17 protein-coding genes and 1 pseudogene are annotated in these 18,976 nt (G+C 45.4%); 12 read left to right on the top strand and 6 right to left on the bottom strand.

Going from position 1 to position 18,976, the window contains the following annotated elements:
* The first annotated feature begins 20 nt into the window (after positions 1 to 20).
* Together C1T29_RS16930 and C1T29_RS16925 are read left to right on the top strand one after the other, a co-directional pair.
* Positions 21 to 689, top strand: a complete 669-nt coding sequence (locus tag C1T29_RS16930; protein WP_071581128.1) for a YesL family protein — start codon at positions 21 to 23, stop codon at positions 687 to 689.
* Between the two features lie 67 nt (positions 690 to 756).
* A complete protein-coding gene (locus tag C1T29_RS16925; RefSeq protein WP_003223398.1) occupies positions 757 to 939 on the top strand; it encodes a sporulation protein Cse60 in 183 nt (60 codons plus the stop codon).
* A 38-nt stretch (positions 940 to 977) separates the two neighbouring features.
* Here the strand turns inward: C1T29_RS16925 and C1T29_RS16920 are convergent, their stop codons facing one another.
* A complete protein-coding gene (locus C1T29_RS16920) occupies positions 978 to 2,513 on the bottom strand; it encodes a glycine betaine transporter OpuD (RefSeq protein WP_014665036.1) in 1,536 nt (511 codons plus the stop codon).
* A 189-nt stretch (positions 2,514 to 2,702) separates the two neighbouring features.
* Positions 2,703 to 3,965, bottom strand: coding sequence for a BaiN/RdsA family NAD(P)/FAD-dependent oxidoreductase (locus tag C1T29_RS16915; protein ID WP_071581177.1), 1,263 nt, complete (start codon positions 3,963 to 3,965; stop codon positions 2,703 to 2,705).
* Between the two features lie 202 nt (positions 3,966 to 4,167).
* On the opposite strand from C1T29_RS16915, the gene murJ reads away from it, so the two are divergent.
* Entirely contained in the window at positions 4,168 to 5,802 is a 1,635-nt protein-coding gene (gene murJ / locus C1T29_RS16910) for a lipid II flippase MurJ (RefSeq protein ID WP_040082102.1), read from the top strand.
* Positions 5,803 to 5,870: 68 nt separating this feature from the next.
* Positions 5,871 to 6,590 carry a pseudouridine synthase gene (locus tag C1T29_RS16905; RefSeq protein ID WP_103749894.1) on the top strand — a complete coding sequence of 240 codons (720 nt, stop codon included), beginning with the start codon at positions 5,871 to 5,873 and terminating at the stop codon, positions 6,588 to 6,590.
* Between the two features lie 118 nt (positions 6,591 to 6,708).
* Here the strand turns inward: C1T29_RS16905 and C1T29_RS16900 are convergent, their stop codons facing one another.
* Entirely contained in the window at positions 6,709 to 6,930 is a 222-nt protein-coding gene (locus C1T29_RS16900) for a DeoR family transcriptional regulator (protein ID WP_003152337.1), read from the bottom strand.
* Between the two features lie 288 nt (positions 6,931 to 7,218).
* Here C1T29_RS16900 and C1T29_RS16895 point away from each other — a divergent pair, with 288 nt between their 5' ends.
* Positions 7,219 to 7,929, top strand: a complete 711-nt coding sequence (locus tag C1T29_RS16895) for an ABC transporter ATP-binding protein (protein ID WP_071581130.1) — start codon at positions 7,219 to 7,221, stop codon at positions 7,927 to 7,929.
* Positions 7,926 to 9,070, top strand: a pseudogene (locus tag C1T29_RS16890) (ABC transporter permease). The gene C1T29_RS16895 and the pseudogene C1T29_RS16890 overlap by 4 nt, the downstream one beginning before the upstream one ends.
* A gap of 39 nt (positions 9,071 to 9,109) precedes the next feature.
* On the opposite strand, the gene pbuO reads toward C1T29_RS16890, so the two are convergent.
* On the bottom strand, positions 9,110 to 10,408 hold the full coding sequence (gene pbuO / locus C1T29_RS16885) for a hypoxanthine/guanine permease PbuO (RefSeq protein ID WP_095432449.1): 1,299 nt from the start codon (positions 10,406 to 10,408) through the stop codon (positions 9,110 to 9,112).
* Between the two features lie 96 nt (positions 10,409 to 10,504).
* Here pbuO and pepV point away from each other — a divergent pair, with 96 nt between their 5' ends.
* The gene (gene pepV, locus C1T29_RS16880) at positions 10,505 to 11,896 is read left to right on the top strand and encodes a dipeptidase PepV (RefSeq protein ID WP_069150092.1); all 1,392 of its coding nucleotides are present in this window, start codon (positions 10,505 to 10,507) and stop codon (positions 11,894 to 11,896) included.
* Positions 11,897 to 11,929: 33 nt separating this feature from the next.
* On the opposite strand, the gene cysK is transcribed toward pepV, so the two are convergent.
* Positions 11,930 to 12,865, bottom strand: coding sequence for a cysteine synthase A (gene cysK, locus C1T29_RS16875; RefSeq protein WP_069150091.1), 936 nt, complete (start codon positions 12,863 to 12,865; stop codon positions 11,930 to 11,932).
* A 148-nt stretch (positions 12,866 to 13,013) separates the two neighbouring features.
* Here cysK and thpR point away from each other — a divergent pair, with 148 nt between their 5' ends.
* The 5 genes from thpR to C1T29_RS16850 all read left to right on the top strand — a co-directional run bounded on the left by thpR (position 13,014) and on the right by C1T29_RS16850 (position 18,642).
* Positions 13,014 to 13,565: an RNA 2',3'-cyclic phosphodiesterase gene (gene thpR / locus C1T29_RS16870; RefSeq protein ID WP_103749895.1), complete on the top strand. Its 552-nt coding sequence runs from the start codon at positions 13,014 to 13,016 to the stop codon at positions 13,563 to 13,565.
* 25 nt (positions 13,566 to 13,590) lie between these two features.
* Positions 13,591 to 14,505, top strand: coding sequence for a hypothetical protein (locus C1T29_RS16865; RefSeq protein WP_103749896.1), 915 nt, complete (start codon positions 13,591 to 13,593; stop codon positions 14,503 to 14,505).
* A 48-nt stretch (positions 14,506 to 14,553) separates the two neighbouring features.
* Positions 14,554 to 15,483 (top strand): YegS/Rv2252/BmrU family lipid kinase, encoded by a 930-nt coding sequence (locus C1T29_RS16860; protein WP_095432445.1) that lies wholly within the window; start codon positions 14,554 to 14,556, stop codon positions 15,481 to 15,483.
* A 25-nt stretch (positions 15,484 to 15,508) separates the two neighbouring features.
* The gene (pulA, locus tag C1T29_RS16855) at positions 15,509 to 17,665 is read left to right on the top strand and encodes a type I pullulanase (RefSeq protein ID WP_103749897.1); all 2,157 of its coding nucleotides are present in this window, start codon (positions 15,509 to 15,511) and stop codon (positions 17,663 to 17,665) included.
* 179 nt (positions 17,666 to 17,844) lie between these two features.
* A complete protein-coding gene (locus tag C1T29_RS16850) occupies positions 17,845 to 18,642 on the top strand; it encodes a phosphotransferase family protein (protein ID WP_009967993.1) in 798 nt (265 codons plus the stop codon).
* On the opposite strand, the gene C1T29_RS16845 is transcribed toward C1T29_RS16850, so the two are convergent.
* Positions 18,643 to 18,921 carry a YtzH-like family protein gene (locus tag C1T29_RS16845; RefSeq protein ID WP_003237926.1) on the bottom strand — a complete coding sequence of 93 codons (279 nt, stop codon included), beginning with the start codon at positions 18,919 to 18,921 and terminating at the stop codon, positions 18,643 to 18,645. It abuts the gene before it with no gap.
* Between the last annotated feature and the right edge of the window lie 55 nt (positions 18,922 to 18,976).

Genomic DNA, 18,976 nt, shown 5'->3' with positions numbered 1-18,976 from the left:
TGCAAAAAGGGGGGGACGCCATGGAACATGATCGTTCACTGGGGCGGATGCTGCGCTTTTGCGAATGGATCATGAGATTCGCGTATACAAACTTGCTGTGGCTGTTGTTTGTATTGCTCGGTCTCGGTGTGTTTGGCATCATGCCCGCGACCGCGGCTTTATTCGCTGTCATGCGGAAGTGGGTTCAAGGGCAGGACAACGTTTCGGTGCTCAAAACGTTTTGGCGGGAATACAAGGCTGAGTTTTTTCGTTCAAATCTGATTGGCGCAGTATTGGCGATCATCGGAATGATCATTTATATCGATTTGGCCTTTATTTATCCGAGCCATTTCCTTCTGCATGTTCTGCGCTTCGCCATTATGATATTTGGCTTTTTGTTCGTATCCATGCTTTTTTATGTGTTTCCGCTGCTTGTCCATTTTGACTGGAAAAAACGTCTGTATGTGAAGTTTTCGCTCTTGCTCAGTGTAGCGTATTTGCAATATACGCTTGCGATGCTTGCGTTGACTGTGGCTCTCTTTTTCTTGCTTGCGTACCTGCCCGGCATTGTCCCTTTTTTCAGCGTCAGCCTGATCAGCTACTGCCATATGCGAATGGCTTATGCCGTACTGTTGAAAGTGGAGAACCAAGACAGTGTGCCGCAGAAGAAACACCATACAAAGGAAGCTTTTTATCCGGAGATGAGGTGATCATTATTTCTCTATCATAACGCTGTTCCAAACGGAATAGATTGATAGAGAAAGGAGAGCGGATAAGATGCTGAAGGTGGCAGTATTTGATGAAGAACATGAAAAAGACTTACAGACGGAAATCAATTCATTTTTAAAAGGGATATCAGAGGAGCAGTTGATTGATATCAAATATACGGTTTCGGCGGCGTGCGACCCGGACGGTGAGCAGCTTTACTGTTTTTCCGCCCTTATTCTATACCGCAAATAAAAAAAGATCTTCCCGCGTGTGCGGAAAGATCTTTTTTGTTAATATGCCTTTTTCACTCTTGGACTTCTCGGTTTGTCGATTTTCTCCGCTCTTTTGATCTCTCTTCGTTCTTTTGAGAGCGATTTATAGAGAGCGGCAATCATCAGCAGGATGACGATAGAAAACGGCAGCGCTGCCAGAATGGCTGTGTTTTGCAAAGCGGAAAGACCGCCGGAATACAAGAGGACAGCAGCCATGGCAGATTGAATGATGCCCCAGCTGAATTTTACTGAATTGGCTGGGTTCAATGAGCCGTAGGTCGTCTGCATGCCTAGCACAAAAGTTGCAGAGTCAGCAGACGTAATAAAGAATACAGCGATCAGGATCAGTGACAAAATAGATGTCACCATCGCCAGCGGATAATGGTCAAGTGTTCCAAACAGCATTGTTTCCGTTGACAGCTTCGCTACATTGAATGTGCCGTTCTGCTGAAGATCCATAGCCGATACGCCAAAGATAGAGAACCATAGGAACGCGAGAATACATGGTGTTACCAAGACACCGATCAAAAATTCACGGATCGTCCGTCCCCTGGATACCCGGGCGATGAAAATGCCGACAAATGGAGACCAGGAAATCCACCATGCCCAATAGAAAATCGTCCAGCCGTTAATCCATTCGCGTTTTTCAGGATCGTACGGTGTCAGTCTGAAGCTCATTTGCACGATGTTTTGAATATACTGTCCGATAGAATCTGTAAATGAGTTCATAATCAGTACGGTAGGCCCGACAAACAGCACAAACAGCATTAACAGTCCAGCTAATACCATATTGGTGTTGCTCAAATACTTAATGCCTTTTCCGAGTCCGCTCCACGCAGAAATCAAGAAAAGCACAGTAACAATGGCAATCAAAATAAATTGAACGAGAAAGTTATTTGGGATGCCAAATAAGTAACTCAATCCGCCGTTAATTTGAGTCGCCCCGATACCAAGGCTTGTGGCTACTCCGACGACTGTGGCAAAAACAGCAATACAGTCAATTAATTTGCCGATCGGACCGTTAACTTTATCGCCTAGAATCGGTGACAGCGTGCTGCTGATTAATCCTGGAGCGCCTTTTCGGAATTGGAAATAGGCAATGCATAATGCCACGACGGCATAAATGGCCCAAGCGTGCAGACCCCAGTGGAAAAATGTATAGCGGAGTGCATCTCTAAAGGCTTGGGGGGTTTCTGTTTCACCTGATGGAGAGCTAATTGCGTAATGGCTGATCGGTTCAGCCGCACCGTAGAATACCAAGCCGATTCCCATGCCTGCGCTGAACAGCATGGCGAACCATGATAATAACCCGAATTCCGGTTTTTCATCGGGTCTTCCGAGTTTAATTTTGCCGATCGGGCTGAAAATTAAAAAGAGACAGAACCCGACAAACAATGAGACAACTAAAAGATAATACCAACCAAACGTATTGGTGATAAATGCTTGTGCGGATTGGGATACGTTTTGCAGGCTGTCTGGAGAAACAACGCCCCATAATACAGCAGCAGCTGTGATCACAATCACAATCCAAAATACACTAGATATATTTTTCAAATATTCTCACCCTCTAAATTTTTTGTGTACGCCTATATCTGCTCGCAGGCTTAGTATGGTCGTACGCTGGCAGATCATTCCTCTCTTAAAATTACCCCGCAATCAGGTGAAACAAAACAAGTCTCACCCTACCATGAATGCGGAGAATTTTCAAATGTTCAGCGTTTTGTAAAAAATTGAAAAGGCTGGTCAGGAGCGGGCAAAGCGACCGGCATTGAGCCCCGCAAGCCTTCCTGTTACTAGGGCGGAGGTGATATTGTATCCTCCTGTGTAGCCGTGGATATCCAGAATTTCTCCGCAAAAGTAAAGCCCCTCCATTTTTTTAGAGGCCATCTTTTTCGGGTCGATTTCTTTTACAGATACCCCGCCTCCCGTGACAAATGCCTTATCAAGCGACAGTGTGCCATTTGCGAGAACAGTAAACTGCTTGCAGTCCTTTACAAATTGTCTGAAAGGGTCCCTTGGCAGTTCAGAAAACGATACGTTCGGAGAGATGCCGTTTTTTTCAAGCAGGAATAGGAGGTAGCGCTCCTGCATCCAGGGCTTCAGCACGTTTTTAATGGCTTTTTTCGGTGCTTCCTTCAATTCTTTAAACATCTTTTGGAAAAGCGTTTCTTCATTGATATCCGGATATAAGTCAATTCTGATTGGAACTTGGGGCTGTTTTTTCAGCTCTTTCACGACAAATTGGCTGCATCTGAGAATGGCAGGACCTGAGAGGCCGAAATGGGTAAACAGCATGTCCATTTTATGTGTGATGATTGGTTTGCCTTTTTTATTTAACACACTGACGGCTACATCTCTTAGTGATAAGCCCTGAAGTGTTTTTTGCTTAATGAACGGTTCGCCAGAAGTGACGGGTACCTCTGTCGGAAACAGCTCTGTTATGGTATGGCCTGCGGCTTCAGCCCATTCATAGCCGTCTCCCGTGCTTCCGGTATGAGGCACACTTTTGCCGCCGACAGCGATAATGACAGCCTGGCTATGGATCATTTCGCCATTATTCGTCACAATCCCTGCCGCCTGTCCATCTTTATATATAACAGATTTAATTTTCTCGTTCGTTCTGATTGTTACACGGAGCTGCTTCAGCCTGTTTAACAGCGCGTCAACAACACTTTGGGCTTTGTCGGTCACAGGAAACATTCTGCCGTGATCCTCTTCCTTTAATTGAATGCCAAGGTTTTCAAAAAACTTGATAATATCTTCATTATTAAATTCAGAAAACGCGCTGTATAAAAAACGCCCGTTTCCGGGGATGTGCTTAATAATTTCTTCCACAGGAAGGCGGTTTGTCACATTGCAGCGGCCGCCCCCGGAAATCGCGAGTTTCCGCCCTAATTTATTTCCTTTATCTATCAGCAAAACGCCAGCGCCCTGCTCCCCTGCTGCAATCGCAGCCATCAAGCCTGAAGGGCCACCGCCGATTACGATTACGTCATATTGTTTCATCTTTATCATCAACTTTCTTTTCGTTTCGTATGCGGACATCCCGTCCGCAGTACTATTATAGCGAAAGAAAGCCGCTCCTTAAACGTCTTTTGCAGCGGATAAGAATGTTCACAGGATTGCTTTTGTATTTATTACCGTCTAAATGCCCAGTTGTGGTAAAATAGAAAAGTTGAATCTTCGTAGAAAATGGTGATGAAGAAACATGTCAAGCAAACTGTTAAGAGGAACGTTTGTGTTAACGCTCGGTACATATATATCGCGAATTCTGGGAATGGTCTATTTAATTCCCTTCAGCATTATGGTCGGGGCGACAGGCGGTGCATTATTTCAATACGGATACAACCAATACACTTTATTTTTGAATATTGCTACGATGGGTTTTCCGGCGGCTGTTTCTAAATTTGTGTCCAAATATAATTCCAAAGGGGATTATGAGACAAGCAGAAAAATGCTCAAGGCGGGCATGTCGGTTATGCTCGTCACTGGAATGATTGCCTTTTTCATTCTGTATCTATCCGCTCCGATGTTTGCGGAAATATCGCTGGGAGGCAAGGATAATAACGGCCTGACAATTGATCATGTTGTTTATGTCATTCGCATGGTCAGCTTAGCGCTTTTGGTCGTACCGATTATGAGTCTTGTCCGCGGATTCTTCCAAGGGCACCAAATGATGGGTCCTACAGCTGTATCCCAAGTCGTTGAACAGATTGTCCGCATCATCTTTCTATTGAGTGCGACATACCTGATTTTGAAGGTTTTCAACGGCGGCCTTGTCATCGCTGTCGGCTATGCGACCTTCGCAGCGCTGATCGGTGCCTTCGGAGGGCTGGTCGTGCTGTATATTTATTGGAACAAACGGAAGGGCAGCCTGCTGGCGATGATGCCGAATACGGGACCGACAGCAAACTTAAGCTACAAGAAAATGTTTTTCGAGCTGTTCAGCTATGCTGCTCCGTACGTTTTTGTCGGACTAGCCATCCCTTTGTATAACTATATTGATACAAATACGTTTAACAAAGCGATGATTGAAGCCGGGCATCAAGCCATCAGCCAGGACATGCTGGCGATTCTAACGCTGTATGTGCAGAAGCTCGTGATGATCCCGGTTTCCCTTGCAACAGCTTTCGGACTGACATTAATTCCAACGATTACTGAATCGTTTACAAGCGCAAACTATAAGCTGTTAAATCAGCAGATTAACCAAACGATGCAGACGATCCTGTTTTTAATTATTCCGGCTGTTGTCGGGATCTCTCTATTGTCAGGACCGACGTATACGTTCTTTTACGGGTCAGAGAGCCTTCATCCTGAACTGGGAGCAAACATTCTGCTTTGGTACTCCCCAGTCGCGATTTTGTTCTCTTTGTTTACGGTCAATGCAGCCATTCTACAGGGCATCAATAAACAAAAATTTGCGGTTGTCAGCCTTGTGATCGGTGTCGTGATCAAGCTTGTGCTGAATGTTCCGCTAATCAAGCTGATGCAGGCTGACGGTGCGATTTTAGCGACGGCTCTTGGATATATCGCTTCCCTTTTATATGGATTTATCATGATTAAGCGCCATGCAGGCTATTCGTATAAGATACTGGTTAAACGAACTGTTTTGATGCTGGTCTTATCAGCTATTATGGGTATTGCCGTGAAAATCGTACAGTGGGTATTAAGCTTCTTTATTTCCTATCAGGATGGCCAGCTGCAAGCTGCGATTGTTGTGGTAATTGCGGCCGCTGTTGGCGGTGCTGTTTACCTGTATTGCGGCTACCGGTTAGGATTTTTGCAGAAAATTTTAGGTCGCCGTTTGCCGGGTTTCTTAAAGAAAGGCAGACATGCGGGCTGATGAACAAGATATGATGAAACAGAGGGCTCGCATGCTGCGGGCTTTCTTTTATAAAGGAGAGATGAGGAATGAGACTTGATAAGCTGCTTGCCAACAGCGGGTATGGTTCCAGAAAAGAAGTCAAAGCCGTTGTGAAGGCGGGAGCCGTTATGATCGACGGCAAACCGGCCAAAGATGTAAAGGCGCACGTTGATCCTGATACACAGGAGGTTACCGTATACGGGGAACCGGTTGATTACCGCGAGTTCATTTATCTTATGATGAATAAACCGCAAGGCGTGCTGTCGGCGACCGAGGACAGCCGGCAGCAAACGGTGATCGATCTGCTGACGCCGGAGGAGATGAGATTTGAGCCATTTCCCGCCGGCAGGCTTGATAAAGATACAGAGGGCTTTTTGCTGCTCACAAATGATGGCCAGCTCGCACATCGGCTCCTTTCTCCTAAAAAGCATGTTCCAAAAACGTATGAAGTCCATTTAAAATCACAGATTTCACCGGAAGACATTTCCGATTTGGAAACGGGTGTCTACATAGAAGGCGGCTATAAAACAAAGCCGGCAAAAGCGGAAATCAAAACAAACGACAATGGCAATACTGTGATATATCTGACAATTACCGAAGGAAAATACCATCAGGTCAAGCAGATGGCAAAGGCTGTAGGCAATGAAGTGGCTTATCTGAAGCGGCTTTCGATGGGGCGCGTTTCCCTGGATCCCGCTCTGGCACCCGGAGAATACCGGGAGCTTACGGAGGAAGAACTTCATTGGCTCAATGAACCGCAAGCATGAAAAAACCCCGCATACGAATGCGGGGTTTTATTTATAAGCGCACAAAAACAAGGCTCGGAAGTTTCTTCGCCCTGTATCTATCAGGCCGCTCACAGGCGGCCCTATGTAATTTTTCAATTTATGAGGTAATCTTTACTTTCTTTCTCGTTGTCTCCCACTTGCCACGGCTTGGACTATGAACAAGATCATTATATGCCAACACATTTAAGTCTCTTTGAATCGTTCTAGGTGTAATGCCGAATTCGTCAACCAGTTCCTGCGTTGTCACAAGACCTTTTTCTTGGATAAACATGTAAACTGATTTGATTCGAGTTAGCATACGGTTTGTTGAAGGTTTCAAAAAACCACTCCCTATCATAAGATCGGATGGACTTGACTAACCACAACTCACGACTATCAACTGCGTACGAAATAGCAACAAAGGCAGACATCTGTAATTGTTAAAATAATTCGCCCTCATTATACACGATATTGCAGTAATGAATCTAGGGATAACTCCTATTAATTTTTTCCAATTCTCGTTGGGCAGCCATCCTTGTTGGATTACTATGTATTCCGGCTCAATATTATTATGCTTAAAGAAACTTTTTTTATTCTGTTTCGTAGTAAATTTTGGAGGTGGGTGAGTTTGACAAATTTACTTGAAGCTTCAATAGAACAGGCGGGGTATACAAGCCGTAAAAAAGTGCTCACCGATGTTTTTCTGGAAGTCGGAAAAGGGGAGCTGGTCGGGCTGATCGGAGCTAACGGCGCCGGAAAAAGCACCGCAATGAAGGCGATACTCGGCCTCTCAGAAGATTTTAAAGGGCAAATTGCCTGGAACGGCTGTTCATTTGCATATATTCCGGAGCATCCGTCCTTCTACGAAGAACTGACGCTGTGGGAGCATTTGGATCTGATCAGCACACTCCACGGCATTGAAGAGAGTGAATTTGCACAACGGGCCCAAAGCCTGCTGCAGACGTTTTCGCTTGATCATGTCAGGCATGAGCTGCCTGTCACCTTTTCAAAAGGCATGCAGCAAAAACTGATGCTTATCCAGGCTTTTCTCTCTAAGCCTGATATCTATGTGATTGATGAACCGTTTATCGGGCTTGATCCGATATCGACGAAACGTTTTGTGGACATGCTTAAAGCTGAAAAAGAACGGGGAGCCGGCATTCTCATGTGTACACACGTGCTCGATACCGCGGAAAAGATCTGTGACCGGTTTTACATGATTGAGAAAGGTTCTTTATTTCTCCAAGGCACGTTAAAAGATATTCAGGACAAGACCGGATTAGAGGGGCAGTCATTGCTTGACTGTTTTTATAAGGCAGTTCAAGGTGATCGGCCATGAACGGGCGTACGCTCTTTTTTCGGAGGCTGTTTGACTATTACAGGTATCAGTTTAAGGTATTGCATGCGGTCATTGACTGGACAGTCGCTCTCTATATCGTTTTGCCGGCGCTTGCTTTTGTCGTCTATCAGTATATTGATTTGATGGACGGAAGAGGCCTTCTTTATGAGTGGTCTGAAGTGGCGGAATGGAGATGGCTGTATGCTGTGTGTGTGCTGATCATGTTTACAGGCTCGATTCGCACATTTTTAATGAAAGCGGACAAAGTGTTTTTGCTGCAAAAGAAAGAAATAATCTATCAGTTAAAACGGTATGCGCTTTTGTATTCTTTTTTGGTCACGCTGGCCAAATGGCTGCTGCTCTTTTTCGTTGTTTTTCCTTTAATCCGTCATTCTGTTCACATCACATTCGCAGAAAGCGCGCTTCTAATATGTTACTTATTTGGCCTTCATATGTTCTTTTTATCCTTAAAGCAAGACAGGATCAGAAAGCCGCGCTCCATTTCGAGATGGATTGGCGATATCTCTGCAAGAGCTATTCTTTTTGCTGGTTCTGCTATCTTGATTGTTTTGACTGAGTGGCACTTGCTTGCGCTTTTTGGCATTTTATTTTTGCTTTTCTCAGCCGTCCGCAGTTTGAAAAAGACAGTTTTGAAGCTGAGGTGACTGAAGAGAAAAAAAGAAGGCTTGCCCTTGCAGGACTTGTGATGATGATGAGCCAGGAGGCGGGAATGCCAAAAGTAAAAGACAGGATGAGAAGAAAACCGTTATTATACCGCAATTCAAAAAGGATATTTAAAAGGCGAACGATCTGCACTGGCTATAAGGAATTGTTTTTTAAAGTCATGCTGAGGAATGGCGAGTATATGAGGGAAATGTACATGCTTTTGTCGGCCTTTACGATTTTGATTTTTGTCTCCCCGATTTGGCTGAAGGTGATAGCGCTTCTGGTTTATACAGGTGTTTGCCGTTATATCCTGACGCTTATTTTTGACAAGGTCATGGATGCCCCTTTTTTAATTGGAACTGATATGGAAAGTGATGAATATTACCGGGCCAGAAAAAGCTGTATCAACACTCTGCACTATGCGTTTGCCGCCTGCTGTTTTTTTGCGGCCGCCGTCTCTTTATTATTCACATAAAAAACCCAAACGACTGAGCGTTTGGGTTTTCTTTATGTGTTATAAAATAAACAGCTGGATGAAAAACAGTATGGCGAAAACGATAACGAGCGGATGAATCTCTCTCCATTTTCCCCGTGCCGCTTTTACAATCGGATACGAAATAAAGCCAAGCGCGATTCCTGTAGAAATGCTCGATGTCAAAGGCATAGCCAAAATGACGAGAAACGCTGGGAATGCTTCATCCATCTCTTTCCAGTTCATATTGGAAACTGAGCCCATCATCAGACTGCCTACAATAATCAAAGCAGGCGAGGTGATGGCAGCTATGCCGGACAAGGCGCTGACAAGCGGACTGAAAAACATTGAAGCCGCAAACATCACCGCCACAGTCAAAGCTGTAAGCCCCGTTCTTCCCCCGGCTGCGACGCCTGCGGAAGATTCGATAAATGCCGTCGTCGGGCTTGTGCCGAACACAGCTCCTACTGTTGTCGCGGTTGAATCAGCAAGCAGCGCTTTTCGCACGTTCGGCAGCTTATTGTTTTTCATGAGCCCTGCTTGCTCTGCTACTCCGATCATTGTGCCTGTCGTATCAAAAATGGTGACCAATAGAAAAGAAAAGACGACAGCGTACAGGCCGTGATGAATGACGTCGCCAAAAGCGGTAAATGGATTTGAGATCATCAATCCTTCCGGCAAATGAGGAAACGACATAAATCCCTTTGAAAAATGAAGCTGTCCGGTAAAAAAGGCGATCAAAGCGGTAGCTGCCATTCCAATAAATAAAGCGCCTCTTACATTCAGCACCATCAGGACCACGCTGATCAAAAGGCCGACGAGTGTTAAAATGACACCCGGTGAATGCAGATTGCCGAGAGTAACCAGGTTTGATTCATCAGCTGCCACAATTCCCGCTTGACGCAAACCGATAAAAGCAATAAACAGCCCGATCCCTGTTGTGATCCCGTATTTTAAATTGTTTGGAATCGCTTCTATAAGTTGTTTTCTTAAAGGCGTTAACGATAAAATAATGAAGAGAACCCCTGCTGTAAATACTGCACTGAAAGCTGTTGCGTATGTGATGCCGCCATCGCTTGCGCTTACGACATGAAAGGCTAAATATGCGTTCAAGCCCATGCCGGGCGCAATAGCAATCGGATAATTTGCTGCCAGGGCCATCCACAGCGTTCCGACAATGGAGGCAATGATCGTTGCGGTGAAAACCTGGTCGAAAGGAACACCGGCGTTAGCCAAAATGACCGGATTGACCACGACGATATAGACCATTGTGAAAAAGGTCGTCAGCCCTGCTATGATTTCTTGCTTAATGGATGTTTGCTGCTCTTTTAGATGAAACATAGTATCCTCCAATTACGAACATTTTAACAAAACACCATTAATATTATTCGTTTTATTTGGTTTTTGCAAGTCATTTCTTGCGGAAAGGGGATCATTATGAACTGGGAAGTTGAAGTGATCAGAAGAAAAGAGGATTTAATTCGTGATACGCAGGAATTTTTGAGAATCAACAGTGTCATGGACGAAACAACCGCCGGACCGGGCAAACCGTTTGGAGAAGGGGTAAACGCCAGCCTGACTTCACTGCTGGAGCTTGGAGAAAAAGAAGGCTTTACAACAAAAAATCTTGATGGCTTCGCAGGTCATATTGAATGGGGCGAGGGCGATGACATTGTCGGCGTACTTTGCCATGTTGACGTCGTGCCGCCGGGAGACGGATGGACGAGTGATCCGTTTTCAGCTGAAATCCGTAATGGGCGGATTTATGCAAGAGGGGCCATTGATGATAAAGGCCCGACAATGGCAGCATTCTACGCGCTGAAAATCGTAAAAGACATGAATTTGCCGCTGTCCAAGCGAGTCAGAATGATTATCGGAACAGATGAAGAAAGCGATTGGAGATGCGTAGAGCATTACTTCAAGCATGAAGAAATGCCAACACTTGGCTTTGCGCCTGACGCCGATTTTCCGATTATTAACGCGGAAAAAGGGATTATCGATGCTTCTTTACTTATCCCGCATGTCTCAAACCAAGCCGAGCCAAAGGCAGTGCTTGTCTCGTTTCAGTCAGGCCTTCGTTTGAACATGGTGCCTGACGCTGCTGAAGCCGTCATTGAAGGGCCGAAAAAAGAAGAGATTCTGTCTTCATTTAAAGACATGCTCCGCACGACGGATCAAAAAGGAGAAGCTGAAATAGAGAACGGACAGCTCATTTTGCGTATGTACGGGCTTTCCTGCCATGCGATGGAACCGAACAATGGGATCAATGCCGGCATTTTATTGTGCGAATTTCTGCAGCAGACTGAGCTTGACGATGCAGGACTGCGGTTTGTGCAAGTGGTGACAGACAAATTCTCAGGTGATACAAGAGGAAAGAAACTGAACATCGACTGTGAGGATGAAATCAGCGGTGAGCTGACATTAAACGTCGGAACACTGCGCTATAAAGAAGGGCAAGGAGGCGAGCTCGGGATCAATATCCGCTATCCTGTGACAGCAGAAAGCAAAGCGATCCGGGATGCATTCGAAAGCGCAACTGAATTTGAGCTGGGCGAATTCAAAGACAGCAAGCCGCATCATGTGTCAGCAGATCATCCGCTAGTCAAAACCCTGCAAAAGGTTTATGAAGGCCAGCTGGGTAAAAAAGCTGACTTAATCTCAATCGGCGGAGGGACGTATGCCAGATCGCTAAAAGCCGGTGTCGCCTTCGGCCCGCTGTTTCCTGGACGCCCTGACAGCGCACATCAAAAGGATGAATATATTGAAATTGATGACCTTCTTAGATCGACAGCATTGTATGCGCAGGCCATTTACGAGCTTGCAAAATAAAAGGACCGGCTTCTGCTGAAGCCAGTCCTTTTTTTAAATAAATGACCATAAATCAGTTGATAAGTACCGTTCTCCTGTATCGGCTGTCATGCAGACGACAACTTTGTCAGGAGAGAGGCGTTTCGCTGTTTCGATTGCCGCGAAGCAGGCTGCTCCTGATGAAGGGCCGACAAGAATTCCTTCTTCAGCAGCAAGCCGTCTTGTCGTTGTATATGCGTCTTCATCTGAGATTTTGATAATTTCATCATAAACGTTTTCATTTAAAATCGGCGGTATAAAGCCTGGGCTTGTTCCTACAAGTTTATGCGCGCCGGGTTTTCCGCCGGATAATACAGGCGAACCCGCTGGCTCAACAACATGAACCGTGATATCCGGAAAAAGCTCTTTGAGCGCCTCACCTGTTCCGGTAATGGTTCCGCCCGTTCCAGAGGAGGCTACAAAAGCGCCGAGCGGTTTTCCGATTTCCTCTATTGCCCGGGCAATTTCAGGCGCCGTTGTTTTCCGGTGCGCATCAGGATTGGCAGTGTTATCGAACTGCATTGGAATATAGCTGTTCGGAATTTGTTCGGCAAGCTCCTTCGCTTTTTTAATGCTGCCCGGCATTCTTTCCTCTCCGGGAGTTAATACAACCTCTGCGCCGTAAGCTTTAAGCAGGTTGATCCGTTCCTTCGTCATCGTATCAGGCATGACTAAGATTGCTTTATATCCGCGTGCTGCCGCATTCATAGCGAGCCCGATTCCGGTATTTCCGCTTGTCGGCTCTATAATAACTGATCCCGGCTTGAGCAAACCGTTTTGTTCAGCTTCTATGATCATTTGATAAGCTGCTCTGTCTTTCACACTGCCGCTCGGATTGAAAAATTCAAGCTTTAAATAGACTTGTGCCGCATTTTCCGGCTGAAGCCGGTTCAATCTCACTAGCGGTGTATCTCCTATCAGATCAGCTGTGTTTTCAACGATTTTCAACATTGTCATTCCTTTCTGAATAAAACAAGTGTCATATAATATCCTAACATAATAAACGTTTGTGCGAGAGTGTTTTCATACACTGTTCCTCTATCCGCACAGCCTCTTTATTGATAAAATAATAGCTGTTAAAGAAGGGAGTGTCAGACGGATGCCAGATATACGGCCTCATTATTTCATCGGCGTTCCCATACCTGAGGGAATTGCAAACCCGATTTACCAGGCTGCGAAAAACGAGCCGGTATTGACGTTTCAAAAATGGGTGCACCCGCTTGACTATCATATCACGTTAATTTTTCTCGGAGCGGCGGATGAGACACAAATAAAGAAGCTTGAAGGTTCGCTAGCCGAGATTGCTTCAGAAACCGATCCATTTTCAATTGAGTTTGGCAAGATAGATGTATTCGGCGACCGCAAAAGGCCGCGCGTTTTACACCTGGAGCCAAAGAAAAACAAAACGCTAGAAAGACTGAGGGAACATACAAAGCAGGCTGTGCTTCAGGCTGGTTTTCAAGTGGAAAAAAGACCGTATCATCCTCATATGACGCTGGCGAGAAAATGGACAGGCGAAGAAGGATTTCCGGCTCATGTTCCGTTTGAAAGCGGCGAGGTTTCGATGAGGGCTGAGCGGTTTTCGCTCTTTCAAATACACTTGAACCAATCACCAAAATACGAGGAAATATTCAAATTTCATTTATCTTAATTCATTGCGGAGTGGAGAAACAAACATGGCACAAATCATCAAAATTCATGATTATATATCGAGATATGAGCTTGATCCGTACCATTATATCAACCAGTTTGTACGGCTGAAAAAAGAGCGCTGGCTTTCACTGGTAGAAGCGGCGGAACGCCAGCAAGAAGAAAGGCAAGCCAGCGCTGAAGAACCGGAACCGGTGCAAAAACGAAAAAAATTTTCATTGAAAAGAAGAAAAGAAGAGATAAAAGCCGATATACAAGAAGAGAGACACCAATGGTTTGAGGATGAAGAAGATATTCATGTAAGGCTCCCAAAGAGCAGGATGGCGCTTGCTTCTTTTTATAAAAGACATTTATATGATTTTCAGCTCAAATGGGCAAGCTCTACTCTTTCAGAAATATCTCAACTCTCAAACCAGGTGAAGCAGGACCGCATTTTGCGTTATCTGACCCAACAGCTGCCCGATTCTTATTTCATTATGTATAAGCCTGTGCTGAGAATTCAGCAGGCGGCGGTTGAATTAAGCATTGTGATTATTTCTCCTCTGGAAATTTATTGCGTTTCTATTTTAGAGGGCGAGGAAGACAGTGTCTACATAGGGTCTAAAAATCGTTTTTGGGACAAGAAAACAGCCTCTCAGACTGCATCAGTGTTAAATCCAGGGCTGAGCCTGTTTCGCACGGACTCTGTTGTGTCAAAGATCGTAAAGGAAAAACAGGCCGAGATTCCGGTTCGGAAATTGCTTCTGAGCAGAACGTCGTACATCGATTACCCTGAGCCGCCATACGGCTTAGAAATTGCGGATAAGCGGAGCGCGGAAGAATGGATTGAGCGGCAGAAGAAAAACACTGCTCCGATCAAACACCATCAGGTAAAGGCTGCGAAGGCTCTATTGTCTTACTGCATGTCTGACTCCTATCGCAGACAAGAGTGGCTGGAGTAAAAGAGAACGATTTGAGCGGTTTTCTCATAACATAAGCAGGTGAGAAAGATGAGCCATTGGTTTTTTATTATTAATCCGACAGCAGGACATCGAAACGGCCTGCGTGTTTGGAAGTCCATTCAAAAGGAATTAATCAAACGAAAGGTTGAGCACCGTTCGTTTTTAACTGAACATCCGGGACACGCCGAGGTGCTCGCCAGACAGATTTCAACGATACAGGAATATAAGCTGAAGCGCCTGATCGTCATTGGCGGAGACGGAACCATGCATGAAGTTGTCAACGGCCTGAAGGATGTAGACGATATTGAATTGAGCTTTGTGCCAGCGGGCGCGTATAATGATTTCTCACGGGGATTTTCTATTAAAAAAATCGACCTGATACAGGAAATTAAGAAGGTAAAGCGTCCGCTAACAAGAACCTTTCATTTAGGGAGCGTCAATTTCCTTCAGGATAAATCACAAATTCTCTATTTTATGAATCATATCGGGATTGGTTTTGACGCATATGTCAATAAAAAGGTGATGGAATTTCCGTTGAGACGGGTTTTTCTTTTTCTCCGCCTTCGATTTCTAGTGTATCCGCTTTCTCATTTGCACGCCTCAGCAACCTTTAAGCCGTTTACGTTAGCTTGTACAACGGAAGGCGAGACGCATGAATTTCATGATGTCTGGTTTGCGGTTGTATCCAACCATCCGTTTTACGGGGGAGGCATGAAGGCGGCGCCGCTAGCAAATCCCCGCGAGAAGACATTTGACATCGTAATCGTTGAAAACCAGCCGTTTTTGAAAAAATATTGGCTTTTATGTCTGATGGCATTTGGAAAACATACAAAGATGGATGGCGTTACGATGTTTAAAGCAAAAGACATTACGTTTTACACGAAGGACAAAATCCCGTTTCATGCTGACGGAGAAATCATGGGCACTACCCCGTTTCGTCTGGCATCTAGTCCTGCACCCCTCAGGATCAAAACATAAACGTGTTTGGAGGAGAGAGCTTCCGATGGTCAGCATCCGCCGCAGCTTCGAAGCGTATGTCGATGACATGAATATCATTACCGTCCTGATTCCTGCTGAACAAAAAGAAATCATGACACCGCCGTTTCGGCTTGAGACAGAAACAACAGATTTTCCTCTGGCTGTCAGGGAGGAATACTCCCTTGAAGCGAAATACAAGTACATCTGCGTATCCGACCATCCTGTGACATTTGGAAAAATCCATTTCGTCAGTGCATCCAGCGGCCACAAAACCGATCTCCAAATTGGCGCGGTCATCCGGACGGCTGCATTTGATGACGAATTTTATTATGACGGAGAGCTCGGCGCCGTTTATACTGCGGATCATACCGTATTTAAAGTATGGGCGCCTGCTGCAACCTCAGCTGCTGTCAAGCTTTCACACCCCAATAAAGGCGGGCGCACATTCCAAATGACTCGCTTGGAAAAGGGCGTCTATGCTGTTACGGTCATGGGTGACCTCCACGGGTACGAGTATGTGTTCTGCATCTGCAACAATTCAGAGTGGGCGGAAACCGTTGACCCGTATGCAAAGGCCGTGACAGTAAATGGAGAGAAGGGCGTCGTCTTGCGCCCGGATCAAATGAAATGGACTGCTCCGCTTAAGCCATTCTCAAACCCTGTGGATGCCGTCATCTATGAGACGCACCTTCGCGACTTCTCCATCCATGAAAACAGCGGCATGATCAACAAGGGAAAATACTTAGCATTAACGGAAACTGATACACAAACCGCAATTGGCAGTTCTTCTGGACTGGCGTATATAAAAGAGCTTGGTGTTACACACGTCGAGCTACTGCCGGTGAACGATTTTGCCGGAGTTGATGAAGAGAAGCCGCTTGATGCTTATAATTGGGGATATAACCCGCTTCATTTCTTTGCCCCGGAGGGAAGCTATGCCTCAAACCCTCATGATCCTCAAACGAGAAAAACAGAGCTGAAACAAATGATCAATACCCTGCATCAGCACGGTCTGCGAGTCATTCTGGATGTTGTTTTTAACCATGTGTATCATCGCGAGAATTCACCCTTTGAAAAAACAGTGCCAGGTTATTTTTTCCGGCACGACGAATTTGGGATGCCGTCAAACGGCACTGGCGTTGGCAATGATATTGCATCAGAAAGAAGGATGGCGAGAAAGTTCATTGCGGATTGCGTGGTCTATTGGCTTGAAGAATACAATGCCGACGGCTTCCGTTTTGATCTGCTCGGCATTTTAGATATTGACACCGTGCTTTATATGAAAGAGAAAGCAATTAAGGCAAAGCCCGGAATCCTGCTTTTTGGAGAAGGATGGGATCTGGCTACACCGCTGCCGCATGAACAGAAAGCTGCTTTGGCGAACGCACCAAGAATGCCCGGTATCGGTTTTTTTAATGATATGTTTCGTGACGCTGTAAAAGGGAACACCTTTCACCTCATGGCAGCAGGGTTTGCACTCGGCAGCGGTGAATCAACGCAAGCTGTTATGCACGGGATTGCCGGCTCTTCCGGATGGAAGGCATTGGCACCGATTGTTCCGGAACCAAGCCAGTCCATCAATTATGTTGAATCACATGACAATCACACCTTTTGGGATAAAATGAGCTTCGCGCTTCCTCAAGAAAATGACAGCCGAAAGCGAAGCAGGCAAAGGCTTGCAGCCGCAATTATTTTGCTAGCCCAAGGGGTGCCGTTTATTCACAGCGGCCAGGAATTTTTCCGGACGAAGCAGGGAGTGGAAAACAGCTATCAATCCAGTGACAGCATCAACGAGTTGGACTGGGATCGGCGTGAAACGTTCAAAGAAGATGTTGACTATATCCGCAGGCTGATCTCGCTGAGAAAAGCGCATCCCGCATTCCGTCTCAGGTCCGCTGCAGACATCCGGCGCCATCTTGAATGTTTGACGCTAAAAGAACACTTTATCGCATACAGGCTTTATGATCTCGACAAGGTTGACGAATGGAAAGATATCATTGTTATCCATCATGCGAGTCCGGACTTTGTCGAGTGGAGGCTGCCAAACGATAAACCATATCGGCTTTTATGTGATCCATCAGGATTTCAGCAAGACCCCGCAGAAATTAAGAAAACGGTTGCAGTAAACGGCATCGGAACAGTTATCTTATATTTAGCATCAGATCTTAAGAGTTTTGCTTGACGAAGTTTGTGCTATAGCGCTAAAATTTAAAGGACGGCTATTGATTAGCATATGAGACTCTCAATAGCTGTCTTTTTTATTTTCATACGATTCGTACGAAAAAGGCGCTCGCTGGATAGACTAGAGACGATTCGCCTTTATTCTAAAATATTTTAAGAAATGATGGGTTGAACATTGATATGAACTGGTTGGGACAATTACTAGGTAGCGATTGGGAGATCTTCCCCGCCGGAGGAGCTACAGGAGATGCATATTATGCGAAACATAACGGGCAGCAGCTTTTTTTAAAACGTAATAGCTCACCTTTTTTAGCTGTTTTATCCGCCGAAGGCATTGTTCCGAAGCTGGTTTGGACAAAACGGATGGAAAATGGGGACGTCATTACGGCCCAGCACTGGATGACCGGCAGAGAGCTGAAGCCTAAAGACATGAGCGGACGGCCCGTTGCTGAATTGCTTCGTAAAATACACACATCAAAAGCCTTGCTGGACATGCTGAAGAGACTTGGTAAAGAACCGCTGAACCCGGGGGCTCTTTTGTCTCAGCTGAAGCAGGCTGTATTTGCTGTGCAGCAATCTTCGCCGCTGATTCAAGAAGGGATCAAGTATTTGGAAGAACACCTGCATGAAGTGCATTTCGGTGAGAAAGTCGTTTGCCATTGTGATGTCAATCATAATAACTGGCTATTGTCTGAAGACAACCAGCTGTATTTAATTGACTGGGACGGCGCCATGATCGCTGATCCGGCGATGGACCTCGGACCTTTGCTGTACCACTACGTCGAAAAGCCAGCTTGGGAGAGCTGGCTGAGCATGTACGGCATAGAGTTGACAGAAAGCCTTCGATTGCGAATGGCTTGGTATGTGTTATCTGAAACAATCACTTTCATTGCCTGGCATAAAGCAAAAGGCAATGACAAGGAATTTCATGATGCAATGGAAGAACTGCATATCCTCATGAAACGAATTGTTGACTAATCAGGAATACGAATCCATTTGCTCTACCCATTGAGACAGGCTGTTCTGATGCTCTTGTATGTGTGAGTCGATGGATTTGGACGATATTCCTGATTGGCTGTAGCGGTAAACATCCTCAAGCACGTTTTTAAAATTTGAATCAAGCTCGGTGTTTGCCATCAGTGATTTAATCACACGCTCAAGCTGCTCGTACTCTGCGACTGTTCCGCAGCAGTCCAATTGATGGTCAGTCAAGATATCCTTCAATAAATGAACTTGATGCTCATAATGTAAACCCATATCGGTACACATCCCTTCAGTATCATACGGGTTAAATTGTTCAAAACAGAGCGTT

The sequence above is a fragment of the Bacillus sp. MBGLi79 genome (assembly GCF_002953915.1).
Note: the sequence above shows the minus strand (reverse complement) of the source record. Positions and strands in the feature narration are given on the sequence as shown.

Bases quoted from the DNA above. Each gene is read 5' to 3' on its own strand.
- C1T29_RS16930 (WP_071581128.1), top strand. From the start codon at position 21: ATGGAACATGATCGTTCACTGGGGCGGATGCTGCGCTTTTGCGAATGG.
- C1T29_RS16925 (WP_003223398.1), top strand. From the start codon at position 757: ATGCTGAAGGTGGCAGTATTTGATGAAGAACATGAAAAAGACTTACAG.
- C1T29_RS16915 (WP_071581177.1), bottom strand. From the start codon at position 3,965: ATGAAACAATATGACGTAATCGTAATCGGCGGTGGCCCTTCAGGCTTG.
- murJ (WP_040082102.1), top strand. From the start codon at position 4,168: ATGTCAAGCAAACTGTTAAGAGGAACGTTTGTGTTAACGCTCGGTACA.
- C1T29_RS16905 (WP_103749894.1), top strand. From the start codon at position 5,871: ATGAGACTTGATAAGCTGCTTGCCAACAGCGGGTATGGTTCCAGAAAA.
- pbuO (WP_095432449.1), bottom strand. From the start codon at position 10,408: ATGTTTCATCTAAAAGAGCAGCAAACATCCATTAAGCAAGAAATCATA.
- pepV (WP_069150092.1), top strand. From the start codon at position 10,505: ATGAACTGGGAAGTTGAAGTGATCAGAAGAAAAGAGGATTTAATTCGT.
- cysK (WP_069150091.1), bottom strand. From the start codon at position 12,865: ATGTTGAAAATCGTTGAAAACACAGCTGATCTGATAGGAGATACACCG.
- thpR (WP_103749895.1), top strand. From the start codon at position 13,014: ATGCCAGATATACGGCCTCATTATTTCATCGGCGTTCCCATACCTGAG.
- C1T29_RS16865 (WP_103749896.1), top strand. From the start codon at position 13,591: ATGGCACAAATCATCAAAATTCATGATTATATATCGAGATATGAGCTT.
- C1T29_RS16860 (WP_095432445.1), top strand. From the start codon at position 14,554: ATGAGCCATTGGTTTTTTATTATTAATCCGACAGCAGGACATCGAAAC.
- pulA (WP_103749897.1), top strand. From the start codon at position 15,509: ATGGTCAGCATCCGCCGCAGCTTCGAAGCGTATGTCGATGACATGAAT.
- C1T29_RS16850 (WP_009967993.1), top strand. From the start codon at position 17,845: ATGAACTGGTTGGGACAATTACTAGGTAGCGATTGGGAGATCTTCCCC.
- C1T29_RS16845 (WP_003237926.1), bottom strand. From the start codon at position 18,921: ATGGGTTTACATTATGAGCATCAAGTTCATTTATTGAAGGATATCTTG.